The organism is Mycobacterium liflandii (genome assembly GCF_022354805.1).
Lineage (GTDB): Bacteria > Actinomycetota > Actinomycetes > Mycobacteriales > Mycobacteriaceae > Mycobacterium > Mycobacterium marinum.
Genome location: NZ_CP023138.1, coordinates 2,934,861 through 2,955,721 on the forward strand (window position 1 = coordinate 2,934,861; position 20,861 = coordinate 2,955,721).

The 20,861-nt window shown below is 63.3% G+C and carries 20 protein-coding genes and 1 tRNA gene; 12 read left to right on the forward strand and 9 right to left on the reverse strand.

Annotated elements, in window-relative coordinates; genetic code table 11:
* Window positions 1-57 precede the first annotated feature (57 nt).
* From cmk to CKW46_RS13295, 3 genes are all read left to right on the forward strand, one after another.
* Complete coding sequence (gene cmk, locus CKW46_RS13285) at window positions 58-786, forward strand: (d)CMP kinase (protein ID WP_015355367.1); 729 nt, start codon at window positions 58-60, stop codon at window positions 784-786.
* Entirely contained in the window at window positions 783-2,192 is a 1,410-nt protein-coding gene (gene der, locus CKW46_RS13290) for a ribosome biogenesis GTPase Der (protein ID WP_482053248.1), read from the forward strand. Before cmk ends, der begins: the two co-directional genes overlap by 4 nt.
* 116 nt (window positions 2,193-2,308) lie before the next feature.
* A tRNA-Pro gene (locus CKW46_RS13295) sits at window positions 2,309-2,385 on the forward strand.
* Here the strand turns inward: CKW46_RS13295 and CKW46_RS13300 are convergent.
* Window positions 2,348-4,111: a recombinase family protein gene (locus CKW46_RS13300; protein WP_499019191.1), complete on the reverse strand. Its 1,764-nt coding sequence runs from the start codon at window positions 4,109-4,111 to the stop codon at window positions 2,348-2,350. The two genes, CKW46_RS13295 and CKW46_RS13300, sit on opposite strands and share 38 nt — an antisense overlap.
* A 165-nt stretch (window positions 4,112-4,276) precedes the next feature.
* Between CKW46_RS13300 and CKW46_RS13305 the strand changes: the two genes are divergently transcribed.
* From CKW46_RS13305 to CKW46_RS13325, 5 genes are all read left to right on the forward strand, one after another.
* Entirely contained in the window at window positions 4,277-4,678 is a 402-nt protein-coding gene (locus tag CKW46_RS13305; protein ID WP_252872421.1) for a M48 metallopeptidase family protein, read from the forward strand.
* Window positions 4,679-4,853: 175 nt separating this feature from the next.
* On the forward strand, window positions 4,854-6,479 hold the full coding sequence (locus CKW46_RS13310; RefSeq protein ID WP_482053250.1) for a KAP family P-loop NTPase fold protein: 1,626 nt from the start codon (window positions 4,854-4,856) through the stop codon (window positions 6,477-6,479).
* 353 nt (window positions 6,480-6,832) lie between these two features.
* On the forward strand, window positions 6,833-7,351 hold the full coding sequence (locus CKW46_RS13315; protein ID WP_499019193.1) for a Qat anti-phage system associated protein QatB: 519 nt from the start codon (window positions 6,833-6,835) through the stop codon (window positions 7,349-7,351).
* Entirely contained in the window at window positions 7,348-8,610 is a 1,263-nt protein-coding gene (locus CKW46_RS13320; RefSeq protein ID WP_117436289.1) for a hypothetical protein, read from the forward strand. Before CKW46_RS13315 ends, CKW46_RS13320 begins: the two co-directional genes overlap by 4 nt.
* Window positions 8,610-9,359: a TatD family hydrolase gene (locus CKW46_RS13325; RefSeq protein ID WP_117436290.1), complete on the forward strand. Its 750-nt coding sequence runs from the start codon at window positions 8,610-8,612 to the stop codon at window positions 9,357-9,359. Before CKW46_RS13320 ends, CKW46_RS13325 begins: the two co-directional genes overlap by 1 nt.
* Before the next feature lie 199 nt (window positions 9,360-9,558).
* On the opposite strand, the gene CKW46_RS13330 is transcribed toward CKW46_RS13325, so the two are convergent.
* On the reverse strand, window positions 9,559-10,044 hold the full coding sequence (locus tag CKW46_RS13330) for a helix-turn-helix domain-containing protein (protein ID WP_036426641.1): 486 nt from the start codon (window positions 10,042-10,044) through the stop codon (window positions 9,559-9,561).
* A gap of 68 nt (window positions 10,045-10,112) precedes the next feature.
* Between CKW46_RS13330 and CKW46_RS13335 the strand changes: the two genes are divergently transcribed.
* On the forward strand, window positions 10,113-10,547 hold the full coding sequence (locus CKW46_RS13335) for a hypothetical protein (protein WP_015355379.1): 435 nt from the start codon (window positions 10,113-10,115) through the stop codon (window positions 10,545-10,547).
* A gap of 88 nt (window positions 10,548-10,635) precedes the next feature.
* Complete coding sequence (locus CKW46_RS13340; protein ID WP_482053251.1) at window positions 10,636-12,168, forward strand: adenylate/guanylate cyclase domain-containing protein; 1,533 nt, start codon at window positions 10,636-10,638, stop codon at window positions 12,166-12,168.
* 721 nt (window positions 12,169-12,889) lie between these two features.
* Here CKW46_RS13340 and CKW46_RS13345 read toward each other — a convergent pair.
* The gene (locus CKW46_RS13345; RefSeq protein WP_015355381.1) at window positions 12,890-13,426 is read right to left on the reverse strand and encodes a DUF6998 domain-containing protein; all 537 of its coding nucleotides are present in this window, start codon (window positions 13,424-13,426) and stop codon (window positions 12,890-12,892) included.
* 590 nt (window positions 13,427-14,016) lie between these two features.
* Here CKW46_RS13345 and CKW46_RS13350 point away from each other — a divergent pair.
* Window positions 14,017-15,969: a glycoside hydrolase family 64 protein gene (locus tag CKW46_RS13350; protein ID WP_188069431.1), complete on the forward strand. Its 1,953-nt coding sequence runs from the start codon at window positions 14,017-14,019 to the stop codon at window positions 15,967-15,969.
* An 82-nt stretch (window positions 15,970-16,051) separates the two neighbouring features.
* Here CKW46_RS13350 and CKW46_RS13355 read toward each other — a convergent pair whose 3' ends face one another.
* From CKW46_RS13355 to CKW46_RS13375, 5 genes are all read right to left on the reverse strand, one after another.
* Window positions 16,052-16,843 (reverse strand): phosphatidylethanolamine N-methyltransferase family domain-containing protein, encoded by a 792-nt coding sequence (locus CKW46_RS13355; protein WP_020725152.1) that lies wholly within the window; start codon window positions 16,841-16,843, stop codon window positions 16,052-16,054.
* Window positions 16,844-17,062: 219 nt separating this feature from the next.
* The gene (locus CKW46_RS13360; protein WP_117436320.1) at window positions 17,063-17,332 is read right to left on the reverse strand and encodes a hypothetical protein; all 270 of its coding nucleotides are present in this window, start codon (window positions 17,330-17,332) and stop codon (window positions 17,063-17,065) included.
* A gap of 59 nt (window positions 17,333-17,391) precedes the next feature.
* Window positions 17,392-17,727, reverse strand: coding sequence for a heme-binding protein (locus CKW46_RS13365; RefSeq protein ID WP_012394283.1), 336 nt, complete (start codon window positions 17,725-17,727; stop codon window positions 17,392-17,394).
* Between the two features lie 212 nt (window positions 17,728-17,939).
* Window positions 17,940-18,584 (reverse strand): class I SAM-dependent methyltransferase, encoded by a 645-nt coding sequence (locus CKW46_RS13370; protein WP_015355385.1) that lies wholly within the window; start codon window positions 18,582-18,584, stop codon window positions 17,940-17,942.
* Window positions 18,581-18,745 (reverse strand): hypothetical protein, encoded by a 165-nt coding sequence (locus CKW46_RS13375; protein WP_020787579.1) that lies wholly within the window; start codon window positions 18,743-18,745, stop codon window positions 18,581-18,583. The genes CKW46_RS13370 and CKW46_RS13375 overlap by 4 nt, the downstream gene beginning before the upstream one ends.
* Before the next feature lie 136 nt (window positions 18,746-18,881).
* On the opposite strand from CKW46_RS13375, the gene CKW46_RS13380 reads away from it, so the two are divergent.
* Window positions 18,882-20,075 carry an aldose epimerase family protein gene (locus CKW46_RS13380; protein WP_015355386.1) on the forward strand — a complete coding sequence of 398 codons (1,194 nt, stop codon included), beginning with the start codon at window positions 18,882-18,884 and terminating at the stop codon, window positions 20,073-20,075.
* Here the strand turns inward: CKW46_RS13380 and CKW46_RS13385 are convergent.
* On the reverse strand, window positions 20,036-20,842 hold the full coding sequence (locus tag CKW46_RS13385; RefSeq protein WP_020787577.1) for a transglutaminase-like domain-containing protein: 807 nt from the start codon (window positions 20,840-20,842) through the stop codon (window positions 20,036-20,038). The two genes, CKW46_RS13380 and CKW46_RS13385, sit on opposite strands and share 40 nt — an antisense overlap.
* Window positions 20,843-20,861: the final 19 nt, after the last annotated feature.

Consider the following 20,861-nt stretch of genomic DNA (forward strand, 5'->3'; position numbering starts at 1 on the left):
ATTGAGTGAAACGAGCGGACGAGCGTAGTGAGTGTTGGAACGAGCGGAACGAGCGTAGTGAGTGCCGGAACGAGCGGAACGAGCGGAACGAATGAGCCCGCGCCGGTCGGGTTAGTCGTCGCGATCGACGGCCCGGCCGGCACCGGAAAATCCTCGGTGTCAAGGGGATTGGCTCGCGGTCTGGGATCACGGTTCCTGGACACCGGGGCGATGTACCGGATGGTCACCCTGGCCGTGCTGCGCGCCGGAATCGACCCGGCCGACGAGCAGGCGGTGGCCGATTGCGCGGCGAGCGCGCAATTGTCGGTGGGATACGACCCGGACGCCAGCAAGTTTTTCCTTTCGGGAGAAGACGTTTCCGCCGAGATCCGCGGTGACGACGTGACGCGGGCGGTCTCGGCGGTGTCGGCGGTGTCGTCGGTGCGCCAGCGGCTGGTCAATCTGCAGCGCGCGATGGCCGAGGGGACGGGCAGCATCGTCGTGGAGGGCCGCGACATCGGCACCGTGGTGTTCCCCGATGCGCGGGTGAAGATCTTCCTGACCGCGTCGGCCGAGACGCGGGCACGGCGGCGCAACGACCAAAACGTCGCGTCCGGCCTGGCCGACAATTACGAGGCGGTGCTGGCCGATGTGCGTCGGCGCGACCACCTCGACTCGACCCGGGCGGTGTCGCCGTTGCGCGCGGCGGCGGATGCGATCGTCGTCGATACCAGCGAGATGACCGAGGCCGAGGTGATCGCTCATCTGACCGAGTTGGTGACGCAGCGAAGCGGTGCGGCGCGGTGACGCAAGACGGCACCTGGTCCGACGAAAGCGATTGGGAGCTCGACGACGCCGATCTGGCCGACCTGGCCGAGGCCGCGCCTGCCCCGGTGTTGGCGATCGTGGGCCGGCCCAACGTCGGAAAGTCAACCCTGGTCAACAGGATCCTGGGCCGGCGCGAAGCCGTGGTGCAGGACATCCCGGGCGTGACGCGTGACCGCGTCTCCTACGACGCCTTGTGGAATGGACGCCGGTTCGTCGTCCAAGACACCGGGGGATGGGAGCCCGACGCCAAGGGGCTACAGCAGCTGGTGGCCGAGCAGGCGTCGGTGGCGATGCGCACCGCCGACGCGGTGGTCCTGGTGGTCGATGCCACCGTCGGTGCCACCACCGCCGACGAGGCGGCAGCCCGCATCCTGCTGCGCTCGGGCAAACCGGTGTTCCTGGCGGCCAACAAGGTCGACAGCGACAAGGCCGAAGCCGACGCGGCGACCTTGTGGTCGATGGGCCTCGGCGAGCCCCACGCCATCAGCGCCATGCACGGCCGCGGCGTGGCAGATCTGCTCGACACGGTGTTGAAAATGCTGCCCGAGGTGGCCGAGTCGGTCTCCGCGGGCGGGGGACCGCGGCGGGTGGCGCTGGTCGGCAAGCCCAACGTGGGTAAGAGCTCGCTGCTGAACAAGCTGGCCGGCGACGAGCGCTCGGTGGTGCACGACGTCGCGGGCACAACCGTCGATCCGGTGGACTCGCTGATCGAACTGGGCGGCAAGGTGTGGCGGTTCGTCGACACCGCGGGCTTGCGCCGCAAGGTCGGCCAGGCCAGCGGACACGAGTTCTATGCCTCGGTGCGCACGCGCGGGGCCATCGACGCCGCCGAGGTGGTGGTGCTGCTGATCGACGCCTCCCAACCGCTCACCGAACAGGACCTGCGGGTGCTGTCGATGGTGATCGAAGCGGGCCGGGCCGTGGTGCTGGCCTACAACAAGTGGGATCTGGTCGACGAGGACCGGCGCGACCTGCTCGACCGCGAGATCGATCGCGAGCTGGTGCAGATCCGCTGGGCGCAACGGGTCAACATCTCCGCCAAGACCGGACGCGCCGTGCAGAAACTGGTGCCGGCGATGGAGACCGCACTGGCATCCTGGGACACCAGGATCCCGACCGGCCCGTTGAACAGCTGGATCAAAGAGGTGGTGGCGGCCACCCCGCCGCCGGTGCGCGGCGGCAAGCAGCCGCGGATCCTGTTCGCCACCCAGGCCACCGCCCGCCCGCCGACGTTCGTGCTGTTCACCACCGGCTTCCTGGAAGCCGGCTACCGGCGGTTCTTGGAGCGGCGGCTGCGCGAGACGTTCGGGTTCGAGGGCAGCCCCATCCGGATCAATGTTCGGGTCCGCGAAAAGCGGGGGGCCAAGCGCCCCGGCAGGCGCTAGGCCCGCGGACCTGGGCTCGGGCCCAGGTGTCGCGCAGGTCACTCGGGCCTTGCGCGGAGGCGTGGTTGGACTGAGGTAGGCTTTCGACCTGCTGCCGATGCAGACATCGGCGGCAACGGGCTGTGGCGCAGTTTGGTAGCGCACTTGACTGGGGGTCAAGTGGTCGCAGGTTCAAATCCTGTCAGCCCGACCAGAACGTTCTTACTCAAACCAGTGACCGAAAAGACACTGGCCAAGGTGAGCGACTCCGTTCCGGTAGATCTAGGAGCCCCTGCTTGACGGGGGTTTTCTTCATTCATAGCGGCTACTGCGTCGCTCTGAGTCGGGACAGAGTTGCCCTTCGCCCTATGCTGTGCAAACACGTGCGCTGCCTCCTCTAGCTCAGCGAACAGCGGCGTCCTTTGATCGTTGGCAACTTCCGTGTCATCGATGTAGAAGCGCTCATAGAAGGTTTGATTTAGGTGACGACGGACTTCGTTGGGTACGTTCGCGTATAGCGATTGCGGATCTTCGACCAGGTGCAATGCATCGCGGAGCACCGATGCTCCGATTGCCAGCTCTTCACTCGTGCTCGCGAGGCTGGCTTCGATGTTTGCTCGCTCCATCTTCAGCGCGTTGAGCTTGGCGCGAATCTTGTCCCGTGGCATCTCGCCGTCAGCCGCGAGGTCGATGAGCCGTGATTCCCTCACATCGATCTGCTTCAACCGGCGCGTCATGCTGGCGTGCAACTCCCGCGTGTTTGCCTGAGAGTCGCTGACTGTATCCGCCAGGAGCCTCCTCACATCCTGAATGAAATCGTCAGGGAGCCGCAGCGTGGTGTAGTGCTCAGCGATTGCCTTTTCGATGAGTTCGACGCGCAGGTGCGGCAGGTCGCATAATCCCTCTTGACGTCCTCGGCATGCGTAGTACGCGTACTTTCCGCCGTTGCCTGTGACTTCCGTGTAGATCATTCGCGAAGTCCGTCCCGCGTGGTGGCAGCGTTGGCAGAACAGCGCTCCCTTGAGGTAGTGCTGGTGGACGCGATCGCGTTGTCCTCGGGCGCTGCGAGCATGGACCACGTCTTGGGCGCGGTCGAAGAGAGCTTGACTGACGATTGGTTCGTGGCGACCGGGGTACATATCGCCCTTATAGGTGACAAAGCCTACGTAGTAGGGATCGCTAAGCATTCGGTGCAGTTTCGAGGCTGAGACTGGGGTCCCCTTGGGGGAGCGCCTGTTTGGTCGGGCTGTCAAGCCTAGGTCTGCCATTGTCGCTTCTAGCCGTTCGACGGAGTACTCGCCTGTCGCGTACAGCTCCCAGGCTTTTCGTACGAGCGGTGCTCGTTCCGGGTCTAGGGCGATGGTGTTGATCTGGCGGCCTTCGTAGTCGACACGTACGTTCTTGTAGCCCAATTTGGCGAGTGAGACGGTGCCGCCTGCCTTGGCCTTATTGCGCATTTTCGTCTGGACGTCCAGACCCTGCAGAGTGTTCTGCAGGCCGTTCATGATGTCGAGCATCCCTTCCATGGCCACGGCGGTCGGGCCTTCGCCGAAGTCCTCTTTGGCCGAGACCAGTCGGACGCCGAGCTTCTTGAGTTGTGTCTGGACGATCGCTGCGTCGAAGTGATTGCGGAAAGCGCGCGAGCGCATATAGACGATGACGTACTTGATACCTCGGCGCTGATGGACATACGCCAGTAGTTCTTTGAACACCGGGCGCTCGTCAAGCGTCTTGGCTGAATGCCCGGGCTCTATAAACTCTCGATCGATCTTCACCCCCATGCTGTCTGCCTTGGTACCGGTGACCTCGCGTTGGGTAGTGATGGAATTGCCGTCCGGGTCGATGTCGATCGCCGTGTAGAGCTGCTTCTTGGTGGAGACCCGCAGATATGTCACTGCTAGGTCGAGACTAGGGACGCTGGCGTCATTACGGTCAGTCACGTTCAAGCTCCTTGTGCGAGATCAAAGCTGGGGTCGTACTCGTGGACAACTGCGTCAAAGTGAGTCTCGATCTCCCGCAGCACGTCCTCGGGCAATTTGGGGTATCTCGCACGGAGATACGGCCCGATCGAGGGCAACTCGCCAGCCGCAATCCATCCAACAATCGTGAACAAGTCGATGGCCGGTATACCGAGGACACCTCCGATCGCCCTGAGGCTCTCCGCCTTCGGGGTAGGGATCATGCCCAGGGCTCCGGCACTGATCTCGAAATGGGAGCAAAAGCTCGATCTCAAGGTGCCACGATGGAGCATCCGCCGCATGAAGACTAAGTGGGGATCGTGCAACCGCGAGACCCGACATATCTGGATCAACGTCGAACTCGCCAAGAAGCACCCAGACTGCTTGGAGTACATCCTCGTCCACGAGATGACCCACTACCTTGAACGCAACCACGGCGAACGCTTTACAACACTCATGGACGGTTTCATGCCCGACTGGCGCAGTCGGCGTGACCAGCTGAACGACGCTCCGCTGGCGGAGGAGGATTGGGAACAGCGCCGTGCTTGAATCAATGAGTGACCATCGGGAGCGCACGCGGCGGTTGGTCCACGTAAACAACTTTCGGGGAGAGCTGCTGCCGCATGACTGACAACGTATTACGCACACCGCTCTGGGACGACAACCCCTCGGAAGTCGATCTGCTGGGCTTCGACGCTGTCGTTGCTCCCATCTAGATGCCATCGTGGCGGAGGAACTCGATCCACTGACGATTGGGGTTCATGCGAAGTGGGGCGGCGGCAAATCGACCGTGCTGAACCTTATTGACGACGCGCTCTTCGACGTCGACGGTGTCCGCGTAGTCAGTACAAACCCGTGGGAGTTCGATGATCACGAGGATGTCAAGGGCACCATTATCGCGGAAGTGCTCGACGGTTTGCGCGAGCACTTTGATCAAGATGCCGGCCTAACCGAGAAGATCGGAGAGCTGCTCGGGCGGATCAGCTGGTCACGGGTTGGCACAGTCGTGGCGAAAGGAGTTCTCACCCAAACGTTGGACTTCGCGGGCTTGGCGGAGGCCTTGAAGCCGAAGTCGCGCAACTCACCTGAATCGATGGCTGGCTTCAAGACAGAATTTGGCAAGCTGATCGATTCATTGCCGGATACACGACGCATTGTCGTTTTGGTTGATGACCTGGATCGCTGTATGCCCTCCGCGACGGTCGCCACCTTGGAGGCAATCAAGCTCTTTCTCTCCGTGTCTGGCATGGTTTTCGTCATCGCAGCCGATCAGGACATGGTTCGTGATGCCATCGCGATGAACCTCGGGGGGTCGCCGGAGTCCAGCCGATATGCCCAGCGCTACCTCGACAAGATTGTCCAGCTGCCGGTTTCTTTGCCGTTCCTGCCTGCGCATGAGGCAGACGCGTACCTCGGGCTTCTGCTTGCGAAGGCCGGATTGGATGACGACGCATTCACGGCCCTCGTCGCCCACGCGAGCGACCGTCGCAAGGCGAACAAGGTTCCGCTGCTGTCTGAAATGGACGGCCTTGCGGCCAAGCCCGATGACGACACACTCAGACTCGCAAGTCAGCTCGTCCACGGCCTGCGAAGCGACAAGGTCGTCAATCCGCGTGAGATCAAGCGTTTTCTCAACGCTTTTCAAGTCCGAAACCGAATCGCGCAGGCACGCGGCGTAAGCGTTCGTGCGGATGTTCTCGCGAAGCTGCTCTTGCTCGAAGATCGCTTCAGGGTAGATTTCGAGAAGCTGGTCAACACGCCTGATCTGGAGCGAAAAACACTGCTGGACACCTGGCAGAAGTGGGCTTCGGGAGAGGGCAGCGCCAAGCCCGAGGGCGTTTCTGAGGATAGTAGAGAATGGGCTGCGGCTGAGCCCGACCTGTCGTCGGAGAAAATCGGCCCATACCTGACTCTTGCCGCGTCGCTTGCTATTACACGCCAGAGCGGCACGCCGCTTGACGCGGAGCTTGCTGCCCTATTGGCCGAATTGACCGGTGACTCAGAGACTCTGCGACGCACGGCGGTCGACAAACTCGTCGAGCGGTCGGAAGATGATCAGCGCATTGCGATTGAGGCGCTGTTCGCCCAGGCGCGCCGACAAGATGAGGGCGGGTCGACCATCAGCTCGCTTATCGACATCGCGGGAACGGCTCCCGCTCTCGCTCAAGACGTTGCCGCTGGACTGAAAGAGAGCTGCTGGAAGCAGATTGACGTGGGCAATGCCGTCGAGATGGCGAGTTCAAAGGTCCCCGAAATTGCGACCGTGGCGCGACAACTGGCTGAAGACGAGGTGATCGATGCAGAGGTGAGGCAGGCGGCCCTTAACGTGCTCGATGGAGGTACGAATTAATGGGCACTTGAGGCTCGTATGGCGGGAGTGCCAAGCAGGTTTGGAAGGACGCTCGGCAGCAGATTCTTGACCTCCCGCCGGGCGCTGGCAGTGGTGATTCGGGAGGCGGCGAGCAGCCAAGCGAGAAACCTCTGGAAGATCTTTGGGGATCGATCGGTGATGCGCTTGATTCCGACGATCCCTCGCCTCACCGGCCGATAGTCGACGAATCGAAGATCGCGTTACCCGCGCTGATCCCATGGCTCGGCCGCCCCGGCAGAGGGTCCAGCGGCTCTGATGGCGGTAGCGAGGGTGGAGGCAACGGACGGGTCCGCTTGGGAGCGGGACGCCAAGGCTCTGGTTCTCGCCGGCAGGTGACTCGGAGTGCTGCACGTGGCGGCGCCGCGCTCGGTGCCGCATACGCCGTTCGTAGGGGCGACGCCGACTACTTGAAGGAGCTTGGGCTCGACCTCACTCGTTTGCAGGGCCTTAGCCCGATACGGCAGTGTGCCGAGATTCTTGACGCGGTGCTCGGAGAAGGCGCTCATCCGGACGAAATGGCACTACGCAAGGCGTCACTTGAGGCTCTCAAAGATGTTCTGACGAAGGGTGAACCACCGGATGAGATGGTGTCGCTGCGGGCTTTCGTTGTGAGCTATGTCTTTGAGCTATCTCTGGTGGAGCTACAGCGACAGGTAAACGAGGGTGCTCTTTCACCTGACGGCGTGGCGAAGAAAGAGCGCACGATCCGTGTCTATCTCGAAAAGCGGGTCCAGAATCTACCTATTCCTGGCGGAGGAGTCATCCAGCCGCGTGATCTGCGAACGCGAGCGGCCGAGCTGACAAAGGAAGTGATTAAGCTGCTGCGAGCACGCGGCGGAGGCACGCCGTGAACCTGGAGGTCCGCCCGGTCCAGTCGCAGCCGATCCACCACGACTTCACGCAAGTTGGGTGGGGAGAGCCAGGGGAGTCCGATTCGGACGTCGACGCGTCGCTGAACGCGTGGCTGTCACAACTCGGTGATGTCAGTGACCGGGTCATCGATCTTGTTCGACTTGCAGGCGCGGCGTACATTGCCGACCGGCTTCGACCCCGTGGCGCCGGCTTCTCCCGAACGATGCGTGTCCATGTCCATCTCACCGATGTCGCAGCGTGGACGCCGCTACTCGCGCAGTTTGAACGATTGCTGGATTGGGTGTCGGGGGATGCGTGGGAACTGAGCGCATCCGATGCCACCGCGCCGCGACCAGTCCTGGGCCAGCAGCCGTTCATCCCGCCCGATGATGTGCCCGACGCCGTCTCACTTCTCAGCGGCGGGCTCGACTCGTTCAGCGGTGCTGTGCTGAAGGGCGCGCCCGGACTGTTCCTCTCGCACACCGACAATCCAACGGTGACTGGCGCCCAGAGGCGCACATGGAATTGGTTGACTAGCAACGGGGTCGAGGGCGAGTGTGTCCGACTCTCGCTGAATGAAGCCAGTCGCAAGCGTGAGAACACAACACGTACTCGTGCACTCCTCTTCTATGCCCTGGCTGTGGCTCTCGCTGATGCTCGTGGCATAGATCGCGTCGAAGTGCCTGAGAACGGGTTTACAGGGCTGAATCTTTCGCTTGATAACGACAGAGGGGGCGTGTTGTCAACCCGATCCACGCATCCGTGGACCATGCACCTGATGCAAAGACTGCTCGATGACGCTGGGATCGATATTGAACTCGTGAACCCTTACGAATGGCAGACAAAGGGTGAACTGGTGCGGGCAGCGGCGGATGTCTGCCCGGCATTCGCTGAAGGGTTGGTGACAACACTGTCGTGCGCGAAGCTCGACGGGCGGACGTACAAGGGCGGGAATCCTAACTTGAACTGCGGTCTCTGCGTCGCTTGCCTTACACGTAGGGCTTCGATTCGTGCGGCGGGTCTTGAGGACAAGACTCCTTACCTTGCAACGATATTGACCGGCACGTCACTTGACCAGCTTCGCTCCCGACGTGGACTCGATGTCAGGGCAGTTATGAGCCGGGTGGAGGCCGAGATCGACGAATTCACGCTTCTGGAGAATGGTCCGTACCCTGATGACTTTGACCTCTCGGCAGCCGCTGAGCTCTGCCGTCGCGGATTTGCGGAGCTTGCGGTAGTGCTTGCGGAGCTGAGGTAGTGGGCCTGCCTAGCTTGGATTGTCACGCGCATGTATCGCCTAGCGTCACGAACCGTCAGATCGCTCAGCTTGGTACGGCAATCGTCTTTGCCATGACCCGGGAGCCCGCGGAGGCAGTCGAGGCCGCGCAACGCCGCGACCACAACATCCTCTGGGGCTGCGGAGCACACCCCTCATACGTCGCGCGTGGCGGAGCTGTCGACCTCGACGAGTTCGACCGTTGTGCAACGGGCTTCGCCATCGTCGGAGAGATCGGCATGGACCGTCGAAGCGGTAACCTGCATCATCAGGCGGAAGTGTTCGATGCACTACTCGATCGACTCAAGGACGAGCCAGTGCTCTTGTCAGTACACAGCGCAGGCTGCACGGCGGAGGTCGCCAAGATCGTCCGCCTACGCCGGACTCAAGGTGTAATCATGCACTGGTTTTCCGGCCGGCCCGAAGAGGTCGACGAGCTGCTATCGCTTGGGTGCTATTTCTCAGTGAACACAGCCATGCGCCGTGAAATCCTCACCGCTCTGCCGCTAGACCGGCTTCTACCGGAGACCGACTTCCCAGTTGCTCGAAGGCGTACTGGGAGCAAGCCTGGTGACACTGACCAGCTTGAGAAGCTTCTCGCCGAGATCCACGACTCTGATCCAATGCACGTGCGGCGTCAGTTCTACCGAAACCTCAGACGGATGTCTGTCGGCACAGGGGCGATCGATCGAATGCCGATGCACGTAGCGGACTTGCTGCTCGCCGCATAAAGTCGTGCTTCCGATCGGACGTGGCTGGAACCAATTCGCTCATGCGTCGGGGTTAACGATTGCGCCATCGACAGCCGCTACAACGACAAGCGTCCAACTCAGCGCGCCTAAGCTACCAATATGGAGTGAGATCTGCTGCTGGCTGGTCTCGATCTACAGGTATTCCAAGTGCCAAGCGGGAGATTAATCCGAAAGTCGATCAGTGAGCCGCGCGCATCATAATGCCGCGCTCGTGAAGTGCCTTCCAGACGCTGCCCTTACTCTTGCCAAGCTGGTGCGCGATGGCGCGAATGGATAGGCCTTCTTCGACGTAGAGTGTGATAGCTCGGTCGATCTCCCGTTCCGTCATTGGTTGGTAGCGCATGGCGATGCCATGGTCGGCCAAAATCTTGAGCACTCCGCCCTTCGAAACGCCGTAGCGTCGGCAGAGTTCGTTGGTGGAGGTGCCGGAGCGATAGGTGGCAACTAGATCCGTGATGGCGTCGGGAGAGAGTCGCCGGTCAAGCCGATGTGGCCGTGCTGGCGGGTTTGTGCCGGTCAGAGGGCGTTTTGGTGTTGTATCGATCAGTGCAGCCAGTCGACGAAGACCTACTACGTCATGGTTTGAATAGTTTTGCAACAGGCCGACACAAGTCAGCGTGCATTTTTGGCCGTCTGACCGTCCGTTTCCGGTCGTTTGACCCACATGTTTGACCCAAACCAGCTCTGGAAGGCACCCCTAAACCCGTTTGCTGTGCGGCGGACAATCGACCCATGACGTGCGACGGATCTACCGGGGAGCCTCCCGAACCGGTGCAGGCTCGCGGCATCGTTGACCGGGCGACCGGGATTGAGAAAGCCCGCGCCTCTTGTCAGTGGCTCTTTGACGACGCGAAGGAGGTTCTTGGTCGCACGAACGACATGATTTGCGACGGGCACCTTCTTGTGATGGGTCTGGCGAGTCGCGCGGCCGGGTTACACGACGGCGCGGTCCATGCCCTCGGCGCCGACAACCCGTTGGTCGCCTACACACTGTTGCGCTCGTACGTGGAGAACGCTGCCGCGGTGCTTTACGCCAAGGACCACCCGGCCCAGCTTCATAGGATTCTCGGATTTGGTCGTTCACGGCCGGTCAAGGTGGGCACCATCACGAACTACGCGGAGCAAGGCACCGACCGACTCGAATGCCTTGCCGAGCAACCAATTTGACTTTTGTCGGCTCTATTAGCCCAAGGTGACCACTTCGTATAGCTGGAAGTATCCGCAGGTCAAGGCGCTCGGCGTTTAGTCTACCGGCATGGACCGCATCTGGCAGTGGGCGTGGGATCGGTACGGTGCGAGGTACTCGTGGGCGATCTTTACAATCAGTAACCTTACGCTGCTCCCGGTCTGGCTCGTGGCGTCGATGATCATTACCGCTTACGAGCACTCCAATCATTACTTCGAGACGGCTGCTCTCACCGTTGTGGCCGTGCCAGTGCTGGTGTACGCCATCGTTCTTCCTGGCCTAGGCCGACTCCGCTCCGTTGAGCGGTGGGCGGCGGCCCAGCAGGTCGATCGGGCGACAGCTCTGGCGGACACCTACAGGTACGTTCGGGAAACGTTCTTCCGAGCCATGGTCGTCACCGCCGTTTGGGCCACTATCCTTGCGGTCGTTGTCGGTGCGATCGCCGGAGCGACCTGGTGGCGGGTCGTCCAGTACGGCGTATGGGGTGCCGTCCTCGGAGCCACCACCCAGCTGGCCGCGAGCCACAGCTTCTCGGAAGTATCCCTACGGCCAGCGCGGGCCGCGTTAGCCGGTGATACGGGGATCGGTGATTCCCTGCCGCGCTCTCGCCCGACTTTTGCCGCCTGGGCCAACATGTTCATGCTGGGCGTCGCTTTCGTCTTCGCCCTGGCGGGCGCGATGCTGGCGGCTGTGTTCCATCGGGTCGGTGAGGTTCCCCTGCTCGCTGTCGTCATCGCCTTTAGCTTGGCGTTTGGCATGGGGCTGCCGATCACCGTCGGCGCCGGGTTTTCGCCTTCCCTCCAACCGATTCGCGACCTTGCCGAAGGCACCAAACGTGTTGCGGTCGGTGACTACAGCCAACGCTTGCCCGTGGTTCAAGACGATGACCTCGGTGTGCTGGCCGCCTCGTTCAACCGCATGCAGGCCGGTTTGGCCGAGCGGCGACGACTTCACGCCGCGTTCGGCACTTACGTTGATCCAGCTCTGGCGGCCCGACTGCTCGAGCAGGGTGACGATGTGTTCATCGGTGAACGCCGCGAAGTCACCGTGATGTTCATCGACATCCGCGACTTCACCCCATTTGCCGAAGCCAACATCGCCGAGGACACGGTCGCCCGCCTCAACGCGCTGTTCGAGATCGTGGTGCCCGGCGTCGTCGACGTCGGTGGGCACGTGAACAAGTTCCTGGGCGACGGCGCACTGGCTGTTTTCGGGGCACCAAATGACCTTCAGGATCACGCTGACGCCGCACTACGCGCCGCCGTGAAGATTCACCGTCTTGTTGCTGAGCGATTCGGCCAGGAGCTTCGCATCGGCGTTGGGATCAACACCGGCGTGATCATCGCAGGAACCATCGGCGGCGGGGGCAAGCTGGAGTTCACCCTGATTGGTGATGCCGTCAACGTGGCCGCCCGCGTCGAGCAACTCACCAAGACCACCGGTGACACGATCCTGCTCACCCAACAGTGCGTTGATGCTTTGGTGTCGCAACCCCCTGGACTCATCGACCGGGGATTCCATGTGCTGAAAGGGAAAACAGCCGCTGTCCAGGTCTTCGGCCTAGACCAGAAGACCGAGGCGCGAGTCGAACTGGCCCGCTGAGGGAAGCACTTTGGCTGCGGCTTTCGAGACGCTCACGACGAAAGAAATGCGACAGTCGGCCGCCCGGTTAGGTGCGGCGTTGCTGGCGACGGGCCAACACCATCAACGACGGGCCAACACCGTCAATGGGTCAGGTTGTCGTCCTCCGGTGGGTTCATGAAGCTGTTTCGTAGTTGCCCAATGGAGTTGCGAGACCTGTCCAGACGATCGAACGAGTTCCAACACCTGGTCGCCATGCTGACTGCGCTTTCTTCCGACGGGGGCCGTCATCGATGAGTCGGTCGAGTTGATGGAGTGCTGCGGGGGTTGCACGGGTGGTGAAGGCGGTCAGGAAGGTGTCGACGAGGTCTGGGCCGGTGATGGTGGGGCAGGCGATGGCAGCGATCGCTAGGCGGGAATGGTCGTCGATGATGTTGAGGATTTCTGCGCCGCTGTGATCGGCGAAATGCCAGTGTGTGACGTCGGGTTGCCAGCGTCGGAGCGGGTCTTGTTTTTCGGGGGAGGGATCAGTCGGGGACCGAGTTGCCGAACAACGTCAGCCGAACACCGACGCGCCTGCCGCTCTGACTCCGTCGGCCTTGGCGTCGGCGGAGGCCTGACGGTCGCCGCCGCATTCCGGGCCAGTAGACCGTCGCGCGCCGCGCGCCGTCGAGGTCGGCCCGTAACCGCGCAAGATCTAATGCTTGGCCCGTCATGGCCCGACATCACAGGACCTCAGGGATTATTCGGGATCCAGAATGAGGGGACCTCCTTGGCGGCGACGCGCGACACGGTCTCCGTCAGCGACGGATTCGTTGAGGGCGCGCAGCCGATTCAAGCTGATGTGTGCTTGCCCGTTGGACCCGACGGGTCCCGCAGCGGCGGCAGCGATTTCGAACGGACCGTTGTAGACGACCTCAGGGTGTTCGTCGGACTTGCGCGACAAGCGGAGCACAATCAGGGCCGAGGCATGGTCGTGGGAAGTAGGCCTGATGGCGATGCCGCTGGTGCCGTAGGTGCCCTTGATCTCGACTGCGCGGTGGTCCTCGCTGATCGCATCATGTCCCGGTGTCGACGGCGGCATGAGCGTGATATCGAAGAGCGTCTCGGCCGCAGCTTCTGCCAACGACCCAACGAGGTGTCCGTCGAGGGGAAATTTCCGACCCGGATGCAATAGCTCGAGTTCCTCGACGATCGCGTGCAGGCGGTCGACCAGTGCCGCCGTCCGCTGCATCCGCTCTTCGCGATCCCGCCACTTGCCGCTGGTGGGTGCTGGCATGAGCAGTGTCCTAACTCCAAGGTGTAGTTCGGCCAACACTGCAAACCCTACTGATTTGCCGGTCACCTGAATTGCCCAAGCCTCAGGTTAAAACGACGGGGCGTCCGTCGACCACCACGGCCGTGATGACCAGCTGCGCCATCGACCTGGCTGACCTAGCGAAACGGAGAGATGCTGACGATGTCGCGCGACAGCTGCCAACGATGTCGCGGAATGCGACACGGTCGGCCCGACGAATGAGCGTTTTCGTTTAATGCGTCGCGCTTGAGGTCTGGCCGGTGCGTCACGGTTGTCTGGCCGACCACACCGAAAACGCGCCCGGCCGCGACGCCACGATTTCCCCACGCCCAATCGTCACCGGACGCCATTGAGCTGCCTTTTCCTCTCGGCAGCGCAGTGCGATCGATTCTTACCGCTGAGATCCGTCTTCCCCGATTCCAGCTTGTCGTCACTGCTCTGGCGTCTGCGTGAGACGAATCCGCGGCGCAGAGCAAAAACGGGCTATCTCAACTTGTGCAACATCGTTGACCTGTGGCCTATCTCTGCAATTGTGGCGGGCAAGCGCACGCGGTTGGTCGGAGGGCACGCAAATGTCATTTGCGATGGTGAGGCCGGAGTGGGTGACCGCGGCAGCATCGGATCTGGCGGGTATCGGGTCATCGGTCGGTGCGGCAAACGCGGCCGCGGCGGGCTCGACCACGGCCGTGCTGGCCGCTGGCGCCGATGAGGTATCGGCGGTGATTGCGGGGTTCTTCGGCACCCACGCACAGGAGTATCAGGCGATCAGTGCGCGGGTGGCGACCTATCACCAGCAGTTTGTGCAAAGCCTCAACGGCTCCGCCGGCGCCTATGCGGCCGCGGAGGCGGCCAGTGCCTCGTCCTTGCAGACCCTCATGCGCGACGCTCTGAACCTCATCAATGCACCCACCAACGCATTGTTGGGACGCCCGCTGATCGGCAACGGCGCCAACGGTGCCCCGGGGACCGGTCAAGCCGGAGGGCCCGGCGGGATCTTGTGGGGTAACGGCGGTGCTGGCGGGTCCGGGGCGCCCGGGCAGACCGGCGGTGTCGGCGGGGCGGCGGGCTTGTTCGGCAATGGCGGAACCGGTGGCGCGGGCGGAACTGGAGTTACCGGCACGCCTGGCGCCGCGGGCGAGAGCGGCGGTACCGGAGGCACGGGTGGGGCCGGCGGGCTCGGGGGCCACGGCGGGTTGCTGTTCGGCAATGGCGGGACCGGCGGCGCCGGCGGTGCGGGCGGCACTGGCGGCGTCGGGGGCCAAGTCAACGCCGAAGGCGTGGTCGGTGCCGGCGGTCCGGGCGGCACTGGCGGCGTCGCGGGCGCGGGCGGCGCGGCCGGACTGTTTGGGAGCCCCGGTCACGCGGGCATCGGCGGGCAGACCGGCACCAATGGCGCTGCCGGCGGCGGCGGTTTCGGATTCCGCGAGGACTTCATCAACAACACCGGTCTGCCCGACAACCAGATCTACGTGACCGAAATCGGCCAGACGACACCCGGCCACTGGGCTTGGATCGACCAGAACGGGGTTGCCCACCCCATCGACCACAACGCCGCCGATGCCCCGGGCCACCTGACGAAGGACGGCGTGAACTACGCCAACATGTCGTTCACTCTCGACCAAGCGGGCAACCTGACGACGCCGTCGGAATTTCAGGGCGGCCGGGTATTCATCTCGATGAAGCAGCCGCTCTACATCGCCATCAGCCCCGACAACATGGGCTGGGCGGGTCCCGACCCGGCCAACCCGGCCGATCCGAACTACAGCACCGTCTATGACTGGTATGAGATGACCTTCAACAACGGCGCAATCCCGTTCGGCGGCAACACAACACAGGTGGACCAGTTCGGGTTCCCGTTCTCGGTGACGGTGACCCAGGACTCCAGCGGCTTTGCGGGCACCAGCGGCCTGACGCTGTCGCGGGCTCAGGTGTTCCAGCAGTTTGCGACCACGGTCCCCACGGAGTTCCAGTCACTTGTCGTCCACGATGCCACCGGGGACCCGGTGCGGATCCTGTCCCCGCGGACCGCCCAGCCGGGAGGCCTGTCCACCTGGCTTGATCCATCGATCAATGACTTCTGGACGACCTACCAGACCAACCAGTTCAACTACGACGGGCCCGGGTACACGGTGCAGGGCAGCGTCAACGCCAGCGACCAGTTCGTCTACAGCGTGACCCCCACCGGGGGCAGCTCCACGACCTACACGATGGTCAAGCCGACGACGGCGGAAGTCTTCGCCGCCAATGGCCCGTTCGTGGGCACCGCCCAACAGGGGGCGTTCCTCGCCGAACTCGATGCGGCGTTCAACCGGGGTGTCGCGATCTCGCCCGACCAATGGTCCAACGTCGCCGACTACTACCCGACAGGCGGGCGGTGGAACAACTGGGCGGAGTTCTTCCATTCCGACAGCATCAACAACCTGGCCTACGGCTTCCCTTTCGACGACGTGAACAGCCAGAGTTCGGTGCTGATCCTCGACAACTCTCGGCCGCCGACCGAGCTGTCGTTCAACCTTGGGGGCTGATGCCTCCCAAGGCCGGTGCCAATGGGGCCGGGGCATCGGGGGTCTGTGCTGAGACGAAGCCGCGGAACCGAGCCCCGACTGCTCAGATCACCCCGGGTATCAAGGCTTTTCGCTCGGCGGGGTAGTCGGGGAACTTCTCGCGGTACCACTTCTGCGTGGCGAACGCTCGTGGAACCAGATTGCCTGCCGTGATCGCAAAGATGGCAACCCCGGCCAGCGACCAGGTCAGCAGGGCGAACCCGGCCCAGGCGATCAGCTCGCCCAAGTACGCGGGACTGGTGACGAACCGGAACCCGCCGCCGTAGGGGATCTGGTACTCGGTGGCACCCGGGTTTTTCTTGTCCCGCAGATTGCGCACGATCGACTCCGACCAGACCAGCAGGACGAATCCGGCCAGATACACGAGCGTCCCGAGCAGAAACCGCGGATCGGTCAGCCACTTGGTGCCGTACTGATGCCGGTAGTCGTGGCTGAAGAACGCCCCGTTGAGATATCCGTGCATCGAGGTGATCACCATTCCGGCCGCGAGCACCGAGATGTTGAAGCTGCTGCGCTTTCCCGGCACCTGCCTGATCGACAGGGGGAAGAACCAGCCCCGGTTGCCGTAGTGCAGCAGCCAGATGGCCGCAAGCACCAGCGGCGCGGCATCGAATCGCTGTGGGCCGGTGAGATAGAAGATGGCGAACACCACGGTTGCCGGGATCTCCATCAGCCACCAGCCCAGCTTCGGGTTCAGATTCACCCCGCCCGCGGTGGCGCCGAAGCGACCATAGGGACTCTGCATAAACAAGCCGCCGATGATGACCAACGCTGCGACGGCCAGGGCGATCGTCAAGACGGTGTCATAGGTCGTATTGCCAGTGTACCAGTTCAATCGAGCTCCTTCCGAGAGCGCCTGGCGCTGCTGAGGACCAACAAGAACACCTTGTACCTCACCGCATCGGCACGGCGCGTGGGGGCCCAGACCCCGCCAGAGGCGCGGGCCTTTGACGGCGCACTCGAGGGTCCATGCCGCACCGGCGCCATCAGGGCGGCCATCAACACCACGGCGTTCGATACCGGTGCGGGCAGCCGCTCGCGAAAAGCTGCGGCGTTACCGTCCGCGCCCCGGCGCACCGACGTGCCCCGGGTTCACCTTGACCTTGGGCAGGTTGATGTTCGGCACCGGGACGTAGGGGATGTTCTCCACCGCGTTGATATTGGGTACGCCAATGTCGACGCTGGTGCAGGCGGACACCCGAACCACGTCGACACAGCGCTCCACGCCGGGGGCGGCGCTGGCGCTGGCGGCGCCCAGCATCGCCGCCGCGGCGGCGGGGGCGGTCGCGAGAATCGCAGCGAGGCTCATCCGTCCGATTCGCATGGCAGTCATCCTTCCGACGGGCCGAGCGGGATCAAAGACCCAACCGCTCGGCGCAGGGGTTATTGGCAGCGACCCTTGAAATCAACCAGCGGCTGACGGATGCCCTGCAGGTCGGCTTTCACCGACGGGTTGGCGTCGAGATAATTCTGCGTGTTCGCGCTCATCGCATCGCGATCCTGGCCCCTGAGACCGGTGAAGAAATCGTTCACGTCGGGATGGTTGAACAGGTAGTCCGCCGTGGCGTTGGAAACACCGGATGCGGTGCGGGCCAGGTCAGCGGCCGTGCAGTTCGCCGGCGGATCCGCAACGGCGATAGCCGCGCTACCGAACAGCAGGGCGGCGCTGAATGCGCCGACTGCGATCCCACGGTGCACCGCTGGGGCTGAGAGTGACATGGCAACCTCCTTCTGAGGTGTGGCTACGCCAACGACCTGAGGTGTGGCTACGCCAACGACACTTCAGTCGGAAACTGCTGGGCACAAAGCGTCGTCGGTTTGTGTCTCGGGCAAGTCCAACACGGCAACCGTGCAGCTCGGGAGTGCCGAAAGTCCCGTACTGCGACGAAATCCGGGTGGAAGAAGTAGTCACTACCGGTGGATTGCCTCGGTCAGGCCAGTCGGAATAGGTAGGCGAACGCGGTCCGGGTGTAGGCGATCCCTCGCCCCTTGCGGCGAATCGCGTCGGGGTCGGCCGCCGTCGGCGTCTTCGGGGTCAGGTAGCTGTCGAGTGCGTCGGTGTCGAAGCGGTAGTGCTCACCGCGGTGGTGAACGGCGGCCACGAGCTCGAGTCGGGGGTCGAGCGCAGCGAGGCTGGCGTCACCGTGGCTGGTGTTGGCCAGGAAGAGGCCTCGGGGTTTGAGGTAGCGCTGGCAGTGGTCCCACAGTGGGCCTGCGTAGAGCGAGATGAGCAGGTCGAAGTGGGCCTGCGCCAGGCCGAGTGCGGTGGTGTAGTCGGCGTGCAGGAAATTCACATCGGGCTCGACGCCGGGGCGGGTGCGATCCCGCAATTCGGCGACGGCGAATTCGTGACTGGCGAAGTAGCGTGCGGCGCGGCGGTCGGTGTCGACGTAGGTAACCGAGGGGATCGCCGTCGAGGGCGAGATGTCGAGATAGCAGCCCGGATACAGTGCCTTCGCCGGCGCCCAGGCCGCTGCGAGGGTTGCGAACAGCCCGGATCTGTCTCCGATGCTCTGCCGGTAGGTCGCCCACGAGGGACCCGCCAGCGAGCGCTTTCCTTGAGGCGGCGGGTTCATGCGATCTCGTCGGGGCGTTCGACGAGTTCGCCGTTGCCGAACTTTGCCCCAGCGCGGACCAGCGCAACCAGATGCGGTGCGTTGACCGCGCGCCAGCGCGACCGGGTGGCCCCGATCAGCCTGTCGTCCCGGTCGCCGGAATCAGAGATTGCGCTGAGCACCCGACGTGCCTTCCCGACCAGCGTTGGCGCGCCGGTCTAGCTTGGAATCATCAAATCGGTCATCCGGGAAGGTACGCGCCTTCCCCCGGCGATCGACAGGTTTCAAGCATTGCTCGTACGAGTGCGAGGAGCGCCCATGCGCGGCAGACGAGGACTTCAACTGATCGCCATCGCCGGGGTGGCGGGCTTGGCGGCGTGCAGCAACACGGCAACCAACCCGCCCACGGGCCGCGGCAATGCATCGACACCGGCAGGGCCGCCGTCGATCACCAGCGAGCCGTTCGGTGAGGTCGATGCGACCCCGGTGAGCCGCTACACGCTCAACAGCGGGCGCGGAATGCGGGTGCAAATCCTGACTTACGGCGGCATCATCCAGTCGATCGAAGTCCCCGATCGCACCGGACGTATCGGCAATGTGGTGCTGGGCTTTCCGACCCTGGCCGGCTACTTGAACAACACCGGATCCGCCAAGACCTATTTCGGCGCGATCATCGGCCGCTACGGCAACCGGATCGCCGGGGGAGTCTTCGCGCTCGACGGCCACGAGTATCACCTGCCCATCAACGACGGCGGTAACAGCCTGCACGGCGGCACCGCCGGATTCGATACCAAGGTGTGGCAGGCCAGTGTGGAAAAAGGCGGTGACAGCGTGGGCTTGAAGCTCCACTATGTCAGTCCCGCAGGAGAAATGGGCTTTCCCGGGGCACTGAGTACAACGGTCACCTACACCCTGGATCAGAACAATCAACTGCGCATCAACTACCACGCCAGCACCGACGCGCCGACCGTGATCAACCTGACCAATCACAGCTACTTCAACCTGGCCGGTGAGGACGCACTTGACGTCTACGGCCACAAGGTCACCATCCATGCCGACAACTACACGCCAATCGACTCCACCCTGATCCCGACCGGGCAGATCACCGCGGTGCGGGGCACGCCGTTCGATTTCACCTCACCGACCGCGATCGGCGCGCACATCACCGACAATGACCCGCAACTGTTGCTGGCCCACGGCTATGACCAAAACTGGGTGATCAACCGCGCCGACAACACCGAATTGATCGAGGCGGCCCGGGTGCAGGATCCACAAACGGGGCGCACCCTGACCGTCTCCACCACCGAGCCCGGCGTGCAGTTCTACACATCCAACTTCATCAACGCGACGTTCACCGGCACCAGCGGGCATATCTACCGCCAAGGCGCGGGATTCACGATGGAGACCCAGCACTACCCGGATTCGCCGAATCACCCCGGCTTCCCGAGCACCGAGCTCACCCCGGGTCAGACCTACGATTCGACAACGGTTTTCGGCTTCGGCGCCGAATAGCCAACCCATCGCGGTGGGGCACCGCCGGCGACGCCCCCGGGAACCGCGAAACGCATCACCTGCGCACGCTTGGGGCCCGACCAAAGATCGTCGTCTTCGGCAATCACCTGACGATCTTCGGGTGAGTTCAGCGCCGTGACGACCGCGCGAGCGAGGCGCTCATACCAGTCTGCGACTTCTCGCGGATAGTCGGCGTAGCTGCCATTTTCGCGCAGGATCGGGCCTTCGACGGTATGGATGTCGGTGATCCCGTCGAATTCCTGCGGGTAGGGCTTGCCCAGCCGCGCGGCCGTCGGCGCGTCGATGGTTGCATCCAGCTTGATCCAGCGGCCGTTGAGCAAGGCTTCCCCCAGTGAGTGCCAGGCCAATGGCCGGCCCGGTTTGCCGCCCCACAGCGGGCGAACGCGCGGTGCGAGGAATTCCTTTTCGGGGGAGTCCAGCGTCTGGAAGGCGACGCGCGCGGGCACGCCCGCCGCCCGGGACAACGCCACGAACGAGCTGGCCTTGCCCATACAGAAGGCGACTCCGTGGGTGAGGACGGCGCTGGCGGTGCGCTCTCCGGCCGCCAGATAGCGGAAAGATTCGGCAATGGCGTAGGGGAGATCACGGACATACAAGTAGATCGCCCGGATCCGCTCCACATCGGAGCCTGCCCCGCGGGTGAGTCTCGCGGCGAGCTCGGCCACTACCGGATGGTCGGCGTCGAGATACTCGGTCGATTCCAGATAGGGGCCGGCACCAGTGTTGCGGCCGCTCTTGGCGTGCATGACAGAACCCATCCTTGCC

What these genes read in the sequence shown, in the direction of transcription:
- CKW46_RS13335 (WP_015355379.1), top strand. Translation starts at nt 10,113, where the DNA reads ATGACGTGCGACGGATCTACCGGGGAGCCTCCCGAACCGGTGCAGGCT.
- CKW46_RS13340 (WP_482053251.1), top strand. Translation starts at nt 10,636, where the DNA reads ATGGACCGCATCTGGCAGTGGGCGTGGGATCGGTACGGTGCGAGGTAC.
- CKW46_RS13345 (WP_015355381.1), bottom strand. Translation starts at nt 13,426, where the DNA reads ATGCCAGCACCCACCAGCGGCAAGTGGCGGGATCGCGAAGAGCGGATG.
- CKW46_RS13350 (WP_188069431.1), top strand. Translation starts at nt 14,017, where the DNA reads ATGTCATTTGCGATGGTGAGGCCGGAGTGGGTGACCGCGGCAGCATCG.
- CKW46_RS13360 (WP_117436320.1), bottom strand. Translation starts at nt 17,332, where the DNA reads ATGCGAATCGGACGGATGAGCCTCGCTGCGATTCTCGCGACCGCCCCC.
- CKW46_RS13365 (WP_012394283.1), bottom strand. Translation starts at nt 17,727, where the DNA reads ATGTCACTCTCAGCCCCAGCGGTGCACCGTGGGATCGCAGTCGGCGCA.
- CKW46_RS13370 (WP_015355385.1), bottom strand. Translation starts at nt 18,584, where the DNA reads ATGAACCCGCCGCCTCAAGGAAAGCGCTCGCTGGCGGGTCCCTCGTGG.
- CKW46_RS13380 (WP_015355386.1), top strand. Translation starts at nt 18,882, where the DNA reads ATGCGCGGCAGACGAGGACTTCAACTGATCGCCATCGCCGGGGTGGCG.
- CKW46_RS13385 (WP_020787577.1), bottom strand. Translation starts at nt 20,842, where the DNA reads ATGCACGCCAAGAGCGGCCGCAACACTGGTGCCGGCCCCTATCTGGAA.